The sequence below is a fragment of the Salinicola tamaricis genome (assembly GCF_003006155.1).
GTDB classification, from domain to species: domain Bacteria; phylum Pseudomonadota; class Gammaproteobacteria; order Pseudomonadales; family Halomonadaceae; genus Salinicola; species Salinicola tamaricis.
In genome coordinates, this window is sequence record NZ_CP023559.1 from 2,554,790 (window position 1) to 2,570,699 (window position 15,910).

The 15,910-nt window shown below is 64.6% G+C and carries 12 protein-coding genes and 3 pseudogenes; 9 read left to right on the plus strand and 6 right to left on the minus strand.

Annotated elements, in window-relative coordinates; all coding sequences use genetic code 11:
* The first annotated feature begins 19 nt into the window (after positions 1 to 19).
* Positions 20 to 1,043, plus strand: a pseudogene (locus CN538_RS11730) (methionine synthase).
* Positions 1,044 to 1,177: 134 nt separating this feature from the next.
* Positions 1,178 to 1,636: pseudogene (locus tag CN538_RS11735) on the plus strand (NYN domain-containing protein); the annotation flags it as partial.
* A 66-nt stretch (positions 1,637 to 1,702) separates the two neighbouring features.
* Here CN538_RS11735 and CN538_RS11740 read toward each other — a convergent pair.
* Positions 1,703 to 2,887, minus strand: coding sequence for an MFS transporter (locus CN538_RS11740; protein ID WP_106419538.1), 1,185 nt, complete (start codon positions 2,885 to 2,887; stop codon positions 1,703 to 1,705).
* Positions 2,888 to 3,029: 142 nt separating this feature from the next.
* On the opposite strand from CN538_RS11740, the gene CN538_RS11745 reads away from it, so the two are divergent.
* Positions 3,030 to 3,872, plus strand: coding sequence for a helix-turn-helix transcriptional regulator (locus tag CN538_RS11745; protein ID WP_106419539.1), 843 nt, complete (start codon positions 3,030 to 3,032; stop codon positions 3,870 to 3,872).
* Positions 3,873 to 3,911: 39 nt separating this feature from the next.
* On the opposite strand, the gene CN538_RS11750 is transcribed toward CN538_RS11745, so the two are convergent.
* Positions 3,912 to 4,796 carry a LysR family transcriptional regulator gene (locus CN538_RS11750; RefSeq protein ID WP_106419540.1) on the minus strand — a complete coding sequence of 295 codons (885 nt, stop codon included), beginning with the start codon at positions 4,794 to 4,796 and terminating at the stop codon, positions 3,912 to 3,914.
* Positions 4,797 to 4,915: 119 nt separating this feature from the next.
* Here CN538_RS11750 and gstA point away from each other — a divergent pair, with 119 nt between their 5' ends.
* Positions 4,916 to 5,530 (plus strand): glutathione transferase GstA, encoded by a 615-nt coding sequence (gene gstA, locus CN538_RS11755; protein ID WP_106419541.1) that lies wholly within the window; start codon positions 4,916 to 4,918, stop codon positions 5,528 to 5,530.
* A gap of 45 nt (positions 5,531 to 5,575) precedes the next feature.
* Here gstA and CN538_RS11760 read toward each other — a convergent pair whose 3' ends face one another.
* Together CN538_RS11760 and CN538_RS11765 are read right to left on the minus strand one after the other, a co-directional pair.
* Positions 5,576 to 5,950, minus strand: coding sequence for a GFA family protein (locus CN538_RS11760; protein ID WP_106419542.1), 375 nt, complete (start codon positions 5,948 to 5,950; stop codon positions 5,576 to 5,578).
* A 58-nt stretch (positions 5,951 to 6,008) separates the two neighbouring features.
* A complete protein-coding gene (locus CN538_RS11765) occupies positions 6,009 to 7,520 on the minus strand; it encodes a DUF2252 domain-containing protein (RefSeq protein WP_106419543.1) in 1,512 nt (503 codons plus the stop codon).
* 197 nt (positions 7,521 to 7,717) lie between these two features.
* Here CN538_RS11765 and CN538_RS11770 point away from each other — a divergent pair, with 197 nt between their 5' ends.
* The gene (locus tag CN538_RS11770) at positions 7,718 to 7,894 is read left to right on the plus strand and encodes a DUF2256 domain-containing protein (protein WP_340638101.1); all 177 of its coding nucleotides are present in this window, start codon (positions 7,718 to 7,720) and stop codon (positions 7,892 to 7,894) included.
* 249 nt (positions 7,895 to 8,143) lie between these two features.
* Positions 8,144 to 9,271, plus strand: coding sequence for a GGDEF domain-containing protein (locus CN538_RS11775; RefSeq protein WP_242495030.1), 1,128 nt, complete (start codon positions 8,144 to 8,146; stop codon positions 9,269 to 9,271).
* A 53-nt stretch (positions 9,272 to 9,324) separates the two neighbouring features.
* Here the strand turns inward: CN538_RS11775 and CN538_RS11780 are convergent, their stop codons facing one another.
* Complete coding sequence (locus CN538_RS11780; protein WP_106419545.1) at positions 9,325 to 10,287, minus strand: AraC family transcriptional regulator; 963 nt, start codon at positions 10,285 to 10,287, stop codon at positions 9,325 to 9,327.
* A 214-nt stretch (positions 10,288 to 10,501) separates the two neighbouring features.
* Between CN538_RS11780 and CN538_RS11785 the strand changes: the two genes are divergently transcribed.
* From CN538_RS11785 to CN538_RS11795, 3 genes and pseudogenes are all read left to right on the plus strand, one after another.
* The gene (locus tag CN538_RS11785) at positions 10,502 to 11,881 is read left to right on the plus strand and encodes an NAD-dependent succinate-semialdehyde dehydrogenase (RefSeq protein WP_106419546.1); all 1,380 of its coding nucleotides are present in this window, start codon (positions 10,502 to 10,504) and stop codon (positions 11,879 to 11,881) included.
* 478 nt (positions 11,882 to 12,359) lie between these two features.
* Positions 12,360 to 13,556 carry an FMN-dependent L-lactate dehydrogenase LldD gene (gene lldD, locus CN538_RS11790; protein WP_106419547.1) on the plus strand — a complete coding sequence of 399 codons (1,197 nt, stop codon included), beginning with the start codon at positions 12,360 to 12,362 and terminating at the stop codon, positions 13,554 to 13,556.
* A 135-nt stretch (positions 13,557 to 13,691) separates the two neighbouring features.
* Positions 13,692 to 15,394, plus strand: a pseudogene (locus CN538_RS11795) (mechanosensitive ion channel family protein).
* Between the two features lie 49 nt (positions 15,395 to 15,443).
* On the opposite strand, the gene CN538_RS11800 reads toward CN538_RS11795, so the two are convergent.
* Entirely contained in the window at positions 15,444 to 15,899 is a 456-nt protein-coding gene (locus CN538_RS11800; protein ID WP_129591353.1) for a hypothetical protein, read from the minus strand.
* Positions 15,900 to 15,910 lie beyond the last annotated feature (11 nt).

Below are 15,910 nucleotides of genomic sequence, written 5' to 3' on the forward strand. Positions count from 1 at the left end.
TTATGAAGGTCACTTTTGCATGAAGACTCTGTTGCCCACGTCGACCGCCGGCAGCCTGCCCAAGCCCGCCTGGCTGGCCCAGCCCGAGACGCTCTGGTCTCCCTGGAAACTGCAGGACGAGGAGCTGGCCGAGGGCAAGCGGGATGCACTGCGGGTCTCGCTGCACGATCAGCAGCGGGCGGGTATCGATATCGTCAGTGACGGCGAGCAGACTCGCCAGCACTTCGTCACCACCTTCATCGAGCACTTGAGCGGTGTCGATTTCGAGCAGCGCGAGATCGTCAAGATCCGCGACCGTTACGACGCCAGCGTGCCCTCGGTGGTCGGCCCCGTGGCGCGGGAGAAGCCGGTCTTCGTCGAGGATGCCAAATTCCTGCGCCAGCAGACCGACCAGCCGATCAAGTGGGCGCTACCGGGCCCGATGACCATGGTCGACACGCTCTATGACGGCCAAGAGCCGTGAAAAGCTGGCCTGGGAGTTCGCCAAGATCCTCAACCAGGAAGCCCGTGACCTGGCCGCCGCCGGCGTGGACATTATTCAGTTCGATGAGCCCGCCTTCAACGTCTTCTTCGACGAGGTGAACGACTGGGGCATCGCCGCCCTGGAGAAAGCCATCGAAGGGGTCGAGTGCGAGACCGGCGTGCATATCTGCTACGGCTACGGCATCAAGGCCAACACCGATTGGAAGAAGACCCTGGGGTCGGAGTGGCGCCAGTACGAAGAGATTTTCCCCAAGCTGCAGGCGTCGAACATCGATATCGTCTCGCTGGAGTGCCAGAACTCCCATGTGCCGATGGAGCTGATCGAACTGATCCGCGGCAAGAAGGTGATGGTCGGGGCGATCGACGTGGCCACCAACACCATCGAAACGCCGGAAGAGGTCGCCGCGACCCTGCGCAAGGCGCTCAAGTTCGTCGATGCCGACAAGCTCTACCCCTGCACCAACTGCGGCATGACGCCCTTGTCTCGCCAGGTCGCGCAGGGCAAGCTGAAGGCTTTGAGCGCTGGTGCGGCGATCGTGCGCGAGGAACTCGCTCGCTAGGTTCGGCCGTAGCGAGTTCTATGTCGGCGGGCCGGAAACGGCTCGCCGACGCGTTTTGGTTCGCTAGAGTGTGTACGAAAAGGCGCCGGCGCTCGGCCACCTCTGGAAATGCCGCCCCATGACCACGGTCGCGATTCGTCGACACCCAGAACGTCTACTACACCACACGTGACGCCTACGCCAAGCAGTTCGACTATCGCCGCTTCTGGGCGCGGGTGACGGCGGGCCGCGAGGTGCTGACCGCGCGCTGCTACGCCACCGACCGCGGTGATCCCAAACAGCGCGGCTTTCAGAACACGCTGCGCACGATTGGCTTCGAGGTGAAGCTGAAGCCGTTCATCCAGCGCGCGGATGGCTCCGCCAAGGGCGACTGGGATGTGGGCATCACCCTCGATGCCATCGAGTACGCGGCGCTGGCGGACGTGGTGGTACTGGTCTCCGGCGACGGCGACTTCGACCTGCTGGCGCGCAAGATTCGCGAGGTCCACGGCAAGCGGGTCGAGGTCTACGGCGTACCCAAGCTCACCGCGCACTCGCTCATCAACGCGTCGAGCGAGTTCATTCCCATCGAGGGCGATCTGCTGCTGGGGTGATTCCCCTGATGGCCTGGCCTCCATGGCCTGCTGTCGCCTGTCGCCACCGCACTCATCTGCGACCGCCTAGCGAGCCTCTGGGCACTCTGCGTCTTGCGCTGGGGCCCGCCGCCGCAGCCACAGGCTGATCCCCAGACCCAGTAGGGCAACCAGACCGGCGGCAAAGGAGAGCGCGTCGACGGGCATGTGCAGGGCCAGGGCGAATCCGCCGATCGAGGCGCCGAGCGCGCTGCCGAGATAGAGCGCGGACTCGTTCAAGGCCACGGCCAGATTGCCATCGCCCTGGGGCTCACGGGCTTTCATCAGCTCGCTGTTCTGCGGCACCTGCAGCGCCCAGCCGACGGCACCCCACAGCGCGATGGGGAGCAGCGCCAGCCAGGGGGAGACGGCGAGCAAGAGTGGCAGCGCGATCAGCGCCAGACTCAGCAGCAGCATGATTGCAGCGGTGAGCCGTGGGCCGGAAAAGCGGTCGACCAGCGTGCCGATCACAAAGCTGCCGAGCACGCCGCCGACACCCCACACCCACAGATAGATCGCCACCGAGTGCTCACCATGGGCGCCGATCAGCGGTGCGATATAAGTGTAAAGCCCCAGACTGGCGATAGCGGCGAGCAGGGAGATGCCGAGCAGGCCGAGCACCTGCCGGTCGTTCAGGATGGAGAGTTTCCGACGCAGTGGCACGGCCCGAGCCTCGGGCAGTTTGGGGAGCCGCAGTACGAGGCCGACCAGCGCCACCAGGCCGATCAAGGCGATCGTCCACAGTGCCGCCTGCCAGCCCCAGCGCTCGGCCAGCGCCAGGCCCAGCGGCACGCCCAGCACGGTGCCGCTCGCCATGCCGCCCATGATGATCGAAATGGTCTTGCCGCGGGCATCTGCCGGGGCCACACCTACCGCCGCGGCAATGCCGATGGCCAGATAAGTGCCCGCCGCGAGGCCTGCCACGACCCGCCAGAGCATCAACAGGGTGAGACTCGTGGCCAGTGCGCTGGCGGCGTTGGCGATCACGAACAGGCCCAGCATCACGAACAGCCCGCCACGCTGGTGCCTCGCGGGCAGCAGCGCGACACACAGTGGGGAACCCAGCCCATAGGCCAGGGTGAAGGCGGTGACCAGTTGCGCGGCGACCGATACCGAGACCGCGAAGTCGGTCTGGATCAGCGGGATCAGCCCGGCGGTGACATAGGATGCCATGCCCAGGGCGAAAGCGCCGATGGCCACCAGATAGGTGGTGCTGTGGGAGGGGGTTGCCATGTGTTGTCTCCTGGAACGCTCAGTGGGTGTACAGAGGGTTCGCGGAGTGTGAGGCGCCATTTAAGGGGTTACAATTTAAGCATTTATGCTATTACTAAAGGCAATGGCGCCGCGGCGCGCCGATCACCGAGAGGGATGAGGTATGGCGCAGACCCGCACGCTGGCGCGCACGCGGCAGGAGCTCGCCGAGTTCCTGCGTACCCGGCGCGAGCGCATCGCCCCCGAGACAGTGGGCTTGCCCGCAGGGACGCGCCGGCGCACCAAGGGCTTGCGGCGTGAAGAGGTCGCGGCGCTCTCGGGCGTTGGCGTGACCTGGTACACCTGGCTGGAGCAGGGGCGCGAGATCGGGGTATCGGCGACCTTTCTCGACAATCTGGCGCGGGCGCTGCAACTGGATGCGGCGGAGCGGCGCCATCTGTTTCTGCTCGCGCATCAGCGCCCGCCGGTCGAACCGGGGCGGACCTGGTGCCAGGTACCGTCTCTGGTCACCAGACTGATGCGGGATCTCACCACGCGGCCTAGCTACGTGATGAATCTGCGCTGGGACGTGCTCGCCTGGAACGCGGCGGCAGCGCGGGTTTTCGGCTTCGAGCGTCAGCCGGCCGAGTACCGCAATCTGCTGTGGATGCTGTTCACCGACGATGCCCTGCGCCGGGTGATTGCCGACTGGCCGACCCAGGCGCCGCGCATACTCTCCAGTTTTCGCCGCGATCATGCGCGGGCGGGCGACGACCCCGCCATCGGCCAACTGGTCAGCGAACTCAACGCGCACTCATTCGAGTTTCGCCAGTGGTGGCGCCGGCACGAGGTGGACGCCCCGTGCCAGGGCGTGCGCACTCTGGACCTACCCGATCTCGGCAAGATCGACTTCGAGCACACCAGCCTGATCGTCGACGAGGGCCGCCATCTGCGCCTGGTGGTCTATGCGGTGCGCGAAGGGGAGGCCCAGGCTGACGCCTTCGCAAGTTGGTTAGTCGAGACTTAGCGCTGGTGCCAAGTCTTTTGATGGCTCACGCGCTATTGCTTACTTCTTGTGCTTCGCGTTTTCGACGTGCTGCCAGAACGTGTTCAACACAGGGGCATTTTCCACCGGGGCGGCCGCGACCAGCCCGAAACGGCGCTCCATCCTGGGCTGCAAAGGCTGTATGCGCAGGCCCTTCCTGTCTTCCGGCAGCACCGATTCAGGCACGATGGCGATGCCCATGTTTTCACGTACCAGGGCGCAAGCGCTGGCCCAGTCTCGTACGCTCACGCGAACATCCCTGAACGTCAGGCCTCTGGCTTCGGCCAGACGCTGACCGTTGACGCGGCAACCACCGCTGGCATGGATATAGGGCTGTGTGACGAGTTCATCCAGCTCGACGCCCTGCGCACTGGCACGCCGGGCAAGCGGATGTGAATGGGGTAGCAAGGCGACCCAGGCATCGCGGCCGAGTATCAATGGGTGACGATCCGGTGTGGGGTTCAATATCACGCCAAGATCGATGGTGCGCTCGGCCAACCAGGTTTCGACTTCCTCGTCGCTGCCTTCCAGCAGCACGATCTCGATCCCCGGGTGGCGCTGGCGGAAGGTCGATAGCAGGGAGGGAAGCCAACGCGAGATGATCGAGGGGAAGCTGCCCAGCCGCAGTCGGCCGCTACCAATACCCTGGCGTTCATCGGCGAGCACACGAATGGCGTTCAGACTGGTGAGCATGGTCCGCGCGTGCTCGACGATCGACTCGCCAAAGGCAGTCAGGATGACCTCGCGGCGCAGGCGCGTGAAGAGTGGCGCCCCCAGCGTTTTCTCCATCTGGGCGATCGCCTGGCTGGCGGCGGACTGAGTCATGCCGACGCGCGCGGCACCTTGCGACACCGTGCCGGTGTCCGCCACGGCAACGATCAAACGCCAATGGGACAGATTCATCATGGTAGTAGCTTAGCTAATGGCTACATGATCGGATATCAATTTTACGGTTTCCAGGGCAGGGCGCACCCTGGGTGGCTCGATGCCATTGACGGCATGTCGCTACCTTGGGAGATCTTTCGATGAAGCTCTATTACGCCCCTGAAACCTGCTCCCTCTCGCCGCATATCGTTCTGCGTGAGCTGGGCCTGTCATTCGAGCTGGTGCGCGTCGATAACCGCAAAAAAACGACGGAAGACGGTCGTGATTTCATGGACATCAACCCCAAAGGGTATGTCGCAGCGCTGGAACTCGACGACGGCACGATATTGACGGAAGGCCCGGCGATTCTGCTGTATCTCGCCGACCTTCATCCCCGGGCGGAGCTCGCGCCACGCATGGGGAGTGGGGAACGCTACCGGCTGCTGGAGTGGCTGGCGTTTCTCAACAGCGAAATTCATGCCGGTCTGGCACCGCTGTTCGACGTGTCACTGCCTGCGGCGGCCGGCGAGCGCTTCCGCGCCAAGATCCACAAGCGTTTCGACTACCTCGAGGGCGTGCTGGCAAGGCAGGATTACTTGATGGGGGAGCGCTTCGGCGTCGCGGATGCCTATCTCTATACGCTGCTCGGTTGGTGCCGTTTCTTCGAGATCGAGCTTGCACACTGGCTGGCGCTGAATGGCTACCGTGAGCGGATCGGTGCGCGACCTGCCGTGCGGGAGGCGCACGATGCGGAGGAGAGCCGGTCGTTCGGTTGAAACGAGTTCCAACGCGGCGACGGCCCCGCATCGAGGGGCAGCTAACTACTCCTTGCGATCCCGCTCGAATCGCTCCAGGGGCGGAAAGGGCGGTAGCCAGCTTTCGCGTCGAATCGTCCATAGCTCATACGTCGGCGTGAATTGGTCGGGGTTGTCGAGCGCGCCCAGATGCAGCTCGATTTCGCCGTCGCTCACCGCAAAGACCGACGAACCACAGACCGGGCAGAAATGGCGTCCCTGGTACTCATGTGGCTCGCCTTCGATAGTGACCGCCTCCGTGGGGTAGTCGGCGGCGGCATAGAAGAGTGCGCCGTGATGCTTGCGGCAGTCCATGCAGTGGCAGATGCCGACTCGAAGCGGCTCGCCATGTGCCGTGACGCGGATTTTGCCGCACAGACAGCCGCCAGTGACCTGATCCATTGTCTGCCTCCTGATTTGTCTTTCGACCGAAGCGGTGCCGATGCATCCGTTCATCCACTCACCGGTGCACCCAGTCGAGATGCTCGAAGGCGCCATGGGTGTGGTCCTCGCGGAATAGCTCGTGATCGTGGCGCAGGCGGTCGGCGGCTTCGGCAGCGAACTCCACCATGTCACAGATAAATAGCTTAGCCGGTGTTACCGCCTTCACGATCGCAGGTTCGATGTCGTAGTCGATCCGGCCGGAGTCGTCGGAGAGGGCATGTACGCCGGCCAGTACCCCACCGCAGAGATGGGCGTAGGTCTTCCACTCGCTCTTGGAGAGGTCATCGAGATCGATGTCGTCGCGGAAGGGGGCGCGCTCGCGGGAGAGATAGCTGTGGCCTTCGAATTCGACGTGGCCGTAGAAGATGTCTCCGCGCACCAGGTGCACCGCCTGGGCGTGGCTGACGCGCTCGGCGCGGCTGTCCAGGGTGTAGGCAGAGGGCGGCACCAGCCCGGAGAGGGCGGAGCGCCGGGCCTGCTTGAGTTCGACGATCAGATCGTCCTTGCCCTCGCCGCCGGGGCCTTCGAGCAGCACATAGTAGCGGTTCAGCCCGAGCGAGGCGGTGCCCTGGCCGAGCCGGATCGCCACGTCCTTGACCCGCACGCCGTTACCCTCCTGCGCGCGGGCACGGGCCGGTATCTCGATGTCGTTCTCGGCGATCAGGCGATCCATGATCGTCTGGAACTCGTCGCGCCGCGAGGAGATCGGCACCAGCTTCTGGGTCGGGCGGAAGCCGCGGCGGCCCTCGTCGAGATAGTCGTCCACCAGCCACTCGTCGCGGGGCTCGTCGGCATCCTCGAACAGCTTCTTGATCAGCTTGGGTGCGTTGTCGTGGCGCATCTCCTCGTCCTGCTCGGTGCCCTCCCGCGCCAGCCGCTGCATCGCGTCGATATAGCCTTCGACGAAGTGGCGCACGACCTTGAGCGCCTGCTTGCGCTTGAGATCGCCCTCGACCTCGGCGGCGATCAGAAAGCCCACCGCGCCGCGCTTGAGATCCCAGGTGAAGGGGGCGTAGTAGGCCTCGTCGAAATCGTTGACCGAGAAGATCGGCACGTTATCGGCATTGGGCATGACACCGAAATTGCTGGGGTGAACGTCCCCCAGGGCGAGCACCGTGGGCATCCAGGCGTCGTCGCCGGCCATGTCGCGATAGAACAGCAGGGCGGTGCCGCGGAAGAACGAGAAGAACGAATCGGCGAGCTTGTCGAACTTGGCACTGGCCTCTTCGGAGCCGTCGGCGATACGCGTCTGGTGGTCCTCGCGCAGCGTCTGGCGCACGTGGCGGCGCCGCTCGTGGCCGCTGAGCGCGCGCGGGCGCAGTACGAACTCGCCTGCGGCGACCGCTTCTGCCAGGCGCTTGAAGGTGGCATAGCGGGTGGCGACCTGGGGCGCTTCTGCGGCAGCGTCGCCATGCCGCGCCAGCGCCTGCGCCAGTTGTGCCTTGGTCATCGTCGAGCGCCCCTCGATGCCGCGCTGCTGGGCCTCGGCGTAGAGCGTCCTGCGGGTGGCGTCGGGCTGGGTGGTCATGGTCGGCTCCCTGGCGTGATGATCGGCATGGTGATCGATAGGGTTATCGGCATGGTTGCCGATATGTTGCCGATAGGCTGATCGGCGTCGGCTATGGCTTGCTATGCTCAGCATGGACGAGAGTGGGGCATTGCGCCCGCCGGAATCAGACCCGCCCAGCCGCCTCGTCACCGCTGAATCTTATTCAGGCCGTCTTGGTGGCCGCAGACGGAGCCACCGCGATGGCCCACCGCAAGCCTCACCTGCCGACCAAGACCTGCCCGGTGTGCCAGCGCCCCTTCACCTGGCGCAGGAAGTGGGCGCGCGACTGGGACAACGTCGTCTACTGCTCCGAGCGCTGCCGCCGGGCCGGGCGGCGGGCGTTGGAAATCTGAATATCGCCTCTCTGGCGTACAAACAATAACAGTTCACTACATAATGAAATGGCGATAGCATCGGCTACATGCGCTGACGAGGCAGTGCCGAGGGGGCTTCCGGCCCATTGTGGGGGTTGCACGGCACCTTGAGCAGGGGGTGGTAGGCATTTGTCGTCAATAAATAATAAGTACGGCCTGCATTGGCTGACGGGGCAGTTCTGCGATATCGATAGAGAGTCGGTGTATCGGCAGTCGATGCAATCTCGGATGCGCCTCGAAACGCCTGTTTCATTAGCCATTGCTACGCTGATATTCGGCATGTTCGCGATTGCCGATTATCAGATACTCGGGCTGACTCGAGCGTACTATCTGTTGGTCGCCATGCGCATCGTGGTGGTCGGCCTCTGTCTTTTCCTGGCCTTGCTCATGCTGCTCCGAGGGGATGTCTCCCATGGGGTGTGGCTGCACGCCATGCCGCTCTGGGTGCTTGCAACAGGGATCATCCTGATCGTTCCCTTGCGCCCGGACAGTCTATCCACCCAGGTCATGGCGGTGATCGTGGCGATCATCGGCTTCTATCTGCTGATCCCCAATCTGCTGACGGTAGTCGCGTTCGCCAGTCTCTATTTGAGTCTCGGATTTCTCATTGCCGCTGCGCTGTTCGCCGAGGCGTCCTCTGGGGCACTCCTGCGCATGGCCTTGCTGCTGATCATGGCCAACGGCGTAGGCTTCTGTGCCTTGCTGAGGCTAGAGAAGTTACAGCGCAGACAGTTCGCGCTGCTGCACGATGAGCGTGATCAGAACCGCCAACTGCTCAAGGAGATCGCTCACCGCGAGCTGCTGGAAGAACAGCTGCGTCGGGTCGCCGAACGGGATTCGCTGACGGGCCTGAACAGCCGGCGTCATTTCATGAAGCTGGCCGATGCGCTGCTGCAGGTCTCTCGCGAGGACCAGACGCCATTGAGCCTGTTCATGATCGACGTGGATCACTTCAAGCGTATCAACGATACCTGGGGCCATAGCCAGGGCGACTGGGTGCTGACCCAGATTGCCGAGATTTGCACGCAGGCGCTGCGCCCCACCGATGTGATCGGCCGCTTCGGGGGTGAGGAGTTCGTGGTGGCGTTGCCCGATACCGACGCCGAGGAGGCCATGATCGTCGCCGAGCGCTTGCGAAGAAAGGTGGCCGCGTTGCCCCTCGAGGAAGCGATGCGTGAGCTGCAGTTGAGTATCACCATCGGTATCGCGGTCTCCCGTGGCGATGAAATCTCGCTGCAGAACGTGATCGCGCGCGCGGATCGGGCGCTCTACGCGGGCAAGCGCGAAGGCAGGAATCGGGTAGTGGTCTGCGCCGAGATAAGCGCCGAAGAGCGTGCCGAAGACAGTCTGAAGTGATGGATTCGCGGTTGTCTCATGGGGCGCTGGGGTCTTCATTGTGAAGAGGTAATTTAGTGTGAAGAGACAAAAGTGGCCGCAGCCTGCGCCGGCGGGATCGCGAACGCCGCCTTCATCCGCCTGACTTCCGCGATCGGCGTACGGCCGAACAGGCGCTTGAACTCGCGACTGAATTGCGAAGGGCTTTCGTAGCCGACCCGGGCGCTCGCGGCGGCGGCGGTCATGCCGTTTCTCACCATCAGCAGGCGGGCCTGATGCAGGCGCGTGGATTTCAGGTACTGCATCGGCGAGGTGCCGGTCACGGCCTTGAAGTGCGCATGGAAGGTCGCGATGCTCATGCCGGCGCGCCGCGATAGCTGGTCGACATCGAGGTCGTCCTGGTAAGCGGCGTGAATGCAGTGCAGCGCCCGCGCCACCTTGCCGAACTGGCCCTGCATCGCCAGCGCCGCCCGCATCGAGGGGCCTTGAGCTCCGGTCAGCACGTGAAAATAGATCTCGCGCACCAGTGCCGGGCCGAGTACCGCGGCGTCGAGCGGACGGCTCATGGCATCCAGGAAACGCAGCACCGACGCTTGCAGACGGTCGTCCATGGGCGTCGAGATCATGCCGCGTGGGGTGGCTGGGGGCAGATCGCCGATGGTCTCGATCTGCAGCATCACCTCCGCGGCGAGCTCGAAGTCCAGGTGCATGTAGATCGCCAGCAGCGGCTCTCGCTCGCTGGCGTCGGTTTCCATAGTGAAGGGGACCGGCACGGAGACGGCCAGGTAGTGCTGGGCGTCGTAGCGATAGACTTGCCCACCGAAGAAGCCCCGCTTGCGGCCCTGGCAGACGATCACGATGCCGGGATCGTAGAGCACCGGCGTGGATGTGAGCGGCCGGTTCGAGCGCAGGAACCTTACGTCCGGCAGAGTGGTCAGGTTGTACCCTTCCTCAGGCGCGAGCTTTTCCAGCAGGGCGACGATCGCCTGCTGCTGGGCGTCCGGCTCGGGGCGATACCGCTGGTTTGCTGAGGGCATGATGGCAGCCTTTGTCGACGGATGGTGACGATGCGCTGCTCGATGTGGCGGCCGCTAGAGTCTGGCATGTTTTGGTCGGATCGAGCGGGCTGGAAAGAGCTTTAGGCAATGATGTGAGAGCGGGAGCCATCGTCGGTCAGTGGCGGCATTTCTATCATGCAAGTCGTTTTACGAGTGCTGTCTTGTTCTCGAATGACTTGTGAGGAGTGCTGCTGTGATCGACGTCCTGAATCCCGCCAATGGTCAAACAGTCGGCCAGGCGCCGGCCATGTCCGTGAGTGAAGTGAACGCTGCGATCGACCGAACCTGCGCCGCCTTTCCCGCCTGGTCACGCCAGCTGGCGAAGGCGCGCAGCGATCTGCTGCGGCGCTGGTTCGAGCGCATCCGCGACGACAAGGCGGCTTTTGCCGAACTCATCGTCAAGGAGAACGGCAAGTGCCTCTCCGAGGCGTACGCCGAGGTCGACTACGGTCTCGGTTTCATCGAGTGGTACGCGGAAGAGGCCAAGCGCGTCTACGGCGATACCATCCCCAGCCATGCCGCGGATTCGGCCATCACGGTCGTCAAGGAACCGGTCGGCCCGACGGCGGCCATCACGCCGTGGAACTTCCCGTTCATGATGATCACGCGCAAGATCGCTACCGCCCTGGCGGCGGGCTGCACGATGATCATCAAACCCGCCGAGGAAACCCCGCTGACCGCCTACAAGCTGCTGGAAGCCGCGCGGGAAGTCGGTATTCCGGAGGGCGTGTTCGAGATGGTCACCGGGGACCCGAAAGCAATCGGCGCGCGTTTCACCAGTGATACCCGTATCCGCAAGCTCTCGTTCACCGGATCGACCGCGGTGGGGCGCCTGCTCGCCAGTGCCAGCGGGCAGACGCTGACCCGCATGACGTTGGAGCTGGGGGGCAACGCGCCGTTCATCGTCTTCGATGATGCCGACCTCGAGGCCGCCTTGGAGGGCGCGGTGGGTGCCAAGCTGCGCAACTCTGGCCAGGTCTGTATCTCGCCCAATCGCTTCTATGTACACGACGCGATTCACGACCGATTCATCGAGGCGCTGGCCGAACGCGTCTCGCGAGTCGAAGTCGGCGATGGCATGCGTGACGACTTCGTCGTCGGGCCGATGATCAATCGGGCTGGTTTCGACAAGGTGGCGTCGCTGGTGGACGAAGCTCGCGCGCATGGCGCTCGTATCGTGCTCGGTGGCCAGGCGCATGCGGCGGGTGGGTTGTTCTACGAGCCGACCATCGTCTCTGGGCTCGATGACGATGCCGAGATGGCGCGGACCGAGATCTTCGGCCCGGTGTTCGCCGTCTATCGTTTCGATACCGAGGATGAAGTCATCGCACGCGCCAACGCCACCGAGTATGGCCTGGTCGCCTACGCCTACACTCGCGACCTGGGCCGGTCTTTGCGCCTGTCCCGAGCGCTGGAGGCGGGCATGGTCATTCTCAACAGCGGTTCGGTGGGAACGGCGTCGGTGCCGTTCGGCGGTATCAAGCAGTCCGGCTACGGTCGCGAGGGCAGCTACTACGGCATCGAGGAGTACGTCGACGTGAAGTATGTGTTGATGAGCGGTCTGGGCCGGTGACATGGCCTGCCCGCTAGCCGCTCTACTCGCCTCGTTCGGCGTCGCCTTCGCTCCGCAAGACCCCCAGCGCCCGTAGCCTTGGCACCGCGAAGTCGATGAAAGCGCGCACCTTGGCCGCCGCCCGGCGGCCCTCGACGTGGACCAGATTGACCGGTAGCGGGGCGGCCCGCTGGTGCCGGTCAGTGCTGGGGTGGGCACGAGTTATCCGCTCTGCGGACCCGCCGGGTTTCTCGCCGCCATCAGCGCCGGGCTGGAGTCGCGTGGTGTCGCGGCGAATCAGATCGACTTCGAGACCTTCGGTCCGGCAGGATGAGAGGATAGACGTGCCAGGGCGCGGGATCTGCGACTAAAGTCCTGATTCCCGAGACCGCTTTTCTGCGAGGGGACTTGGTACGCTAGCCGCAGCTTTTCTCTTCCCTCGCCGTGTGCGGCGAGTTTTTCTTTCCACGGCTTCCGTACCGAGCGTCAAGGCGAACCCATGATCATCTCTGGCCCTACCGACTACCGCCGAGCCGCCAAGCGGCGTATTCCTCGTTTTCTGTTCGATTATCTCGATGGCGGGGCGGTGACCGAAAGCACGATGCGCGGCAACGTCGAGGCCCTGCAGGGCATTCCGCTGCGCCAGCGGGTGCTGCAAGGGGGCGGTGATCCCCGGCTCGATACCGAGGTGCTGGGCAGCCGCTGGAAACTGCCGGTGGCGCTGGCGCCGGTCGGGGCGACCGGCATGTATGCGCGCCGCGGCGAGGTGCAGGCTGCCAGGGCCGCCGAGAAAGCCGGCATCCCTTATACGCTGTCGACGGTATCGGTCTGCTCCATCGAAGAGGTGGCGGCGGGGGCCAGCGGTGAGCTGTGGTCACAGCTCTATGTGCTCAAGGATCGCGGCTTCATGCAGAACGCGCTGGAGCGCGCCTGGGCGGCGGGCATGAAGACCCTGGTCTTCACCGTCGACATGCCGCTGCCGGGCTCGCGCTACCGCGACCGCCACTCCGGTATGTCCGGCCCGCATGCCAAGCTGCGCCAGGTCACTCAGGCGCTGACCCACCCCTGGTGGGCGTTCGATGTCGCGCTCAAGGGCAAGCCGCTATCGTTCGGCAATATCGAAGCGTATACCGGCCGCCAGATGAACATGGACGACTACATGGGATTTCTGGCCAAGAACTTCGATCCCTCCATCAGCTGGAGCGAGCTGGAATGGATCCGCGAGAGCTGGAAGGGCAACCTGATCATCAAGGGCCTGCTGGACAAGGAGGATGCCCGTGATGCCGTGCGCATGGGGGCTGACGGCATCATCGTCTCCAACCATGGCGGCCGGCAGCTCGATGGCGCCATCCCCACGGCGCGGGCGTTGCCGCATATTGCCGAAGCCGTGGGTGACGAACTGACGGTGCTGGCGGACTCCGGCGTGCGCTCCGGGCTGGACGTGGTCAGGATGCTGGCGCTGGGAGCGAAGGGCGTGCTGCTCGGCCGGGCCTATGCGTACGCGCTGGCGGCGGCCGGCGAGCGCGGCGTCTCGCATCTGCTGGAGCTGATCGCGGCCGACCTGCGCGTGACCATGACGCTGATCGGTGCGCAAGCGCCCGCGGATATCAACGCCAGCCACCTGGAGTCGATGGTGAAGTCGCTGGAGAGCGAGCACCGCCCGGCGGTGGCGTCTCCGGAAGCCGCCAAGTTCTGATCCCTTGACGTCGTCCCGGCTGTCGCGGCGGGCAGGGATGACACTGCTCCGCAGGTGGGATTGATCCACGTGATGGACGCGCCCCAGGGAAGGCCGGATGATTCGGCGCACGATTCACGCAAGCGAGACTCAGGGATGACACGAACGAGTTCATGGCCGCGCTGGTGGCTGGCAGCAGCGATATGGCTGGTCTCCGCGCTGTGCCTGGCACAGACGCCGGACGCCGGCAGCGCCCAGGAGTGGTACGCGGCCGATGCGCTGAATAGCGGTCTGGGGCCGGCGCCGGACGCGGTCAAGTCGAGAACCCCGCGGGAGGCGATGCGCACCTTCCGCGATCTGGCGGCACACAACGAGTTCGCAGCAGCGGCGCATATCCTCAACCTTGCCGATCTCTCTCCGGCGGCGCAGCGCAAGCAGGGTGCCGAGCTGGCGCGACAGCTCGCCGCCATCTTCCAGCGCGGCAAGTCGATCCGTCTTCCGGTCTCTCCGGGCGTCAGGATGCCGCCATCGAGGACCCGACGGGCAAGAGCCCCCACGCCGGCGAGTCACGTCGCGATATCGAACTGGCCTCGCTCGAGGCCGATGGTGACACCTACGACATCCGGCTGGGGCGCTATCGCGTCGGCAACGCGGATCCGGTCTGGCTGATCACGCCAGAGAGCGTGGCGGCGATCCCCGCGCTCTATCGCGAATATGGCCCGGCAGCGTTCGAGCGCCACATTCCCGAGCGCTTCAAGACTTCGTTCGGGCCGCTGCGAATCTGGGAGTGGATCGCGATCCCGCTGGTGCTGCTGGCGGTCGCGCTGATCGGCAAGGGTGTCTATCGCCTGATCGAGGTGATGACGCGCTGGCTGCCCTCCGGTTCGCCGAGCATCTTCGCCAAGCAGATTCGCGGCCCGGTGGCGCTGATCGTGATGTCCTTGCTGACCCAGGCGCTGCTCGATTACGTCGTCTCCTTCTCGGCGGTGGCGACGATCACCCTGCGGGTGGTGCTGATCGCCATCCTGGCCTGGGGGATCGGGGCCGTCGGGCTGCGCCTGGTCGATACCATGATGCTGAAGATGACGCGGCGTCTCGCCGGGCAGATCGATGATTCCAAGCCCAGGGACGATCGCAAGCTGCTGACCACGCTCTACGCGGTACGTCGCATCATCATTCTCATTCTGGTGACGGCGGTGACGATCTATGTACTGGGGCAGGTACAGCTCTTCGAAACCCTGGGGCTGTCGATTCTGGCCTCGGCGAGCGTGCTGGCGGTGCTGGTGGGCGTGGCGGGGCAGGCGGTGCTCGGCAATATCCTGTCATCGTTTCAGCTCTCGCTGGCCAAGCCGATACGGGTCGGCGACCTGGTGATGTTCGAAGGGCAGTGGGCCTATGTCGAGGGGATCTTCTACACGCATATCAGGCTGCGGCTATGGAACGAGCGGCGCCTGATCGTGCCGGTCACCTACTTCGCCTCGAAGGCGTTCGAGAATCTCTCTTCCAAGAGTACCAAGGAGTACCGCAGCATTGCGCTGACGCTGCATCTGAGCGCCGACATCGCGATCCTGCGCGAGAAATTTCTCGCCTTCGCCAAGGCCGAGGACAACGTGATCGAACATCACAAGCTGCTGTGCTGTGTGACCGATCAGACCGGCCCGGCACAGACCGTGACCTGCTACCTGATGACGGTCGATCCGCTGTCCGGATGGACCGCCGAGGTCAGCATCCGCGAGAAGCTGCTGGCGTTCATTCGCGACGAGCATCCCGAGTGGTGGCCCCGGGACGTGGTGGTGCTCAGTCATCGCGATATCGCCCGAGGGCACACCTCGGGCGAGGCTGGTGAGCTGGCGCCATGAGACGCCCGGGCTCGCCTCGCCGTTGCCTGGCCATGAGCCTGGGCGGGTATTACCGACAGGCTTGCTCGCCATCCACCCACAGCCAGTAGCCGACCCCGAACAGTGCGCCGATGATCAGGCCGGGGCCGGTAGCGGCACCGGCGACGATGGCCAGGTTCCAGCCACCCGCGGTCATGCCGGCGGTTTCGACGCCGTAGTGGGCGCAGGCTTCATTGACGCCGCCATACTCGTGCAGCGCGTACTTCACTCCTTGCTTGAGGCCGATGGAGGCCAGGGCGGTGAGGTACGGGTCACCGATCGGCGACAGCAGCGGGTTGGCCTCGTCGTAGCCGTGATCCAGCGCGTAGGCGGTGGTGGTGGCGTCCAGCGTGGTGCCCAAGCCCGGACCACGGGTGCCTGCGCAGCCGCTGAGCAGTGAGGCGACGAGCGCAAGGCCCGCGATACCGGTAACGGTCTTGACGCGGGTGGCGGTATTGAATCGCTTGACGGTCTTGAAGGTTTTCATCTCGAGGATCT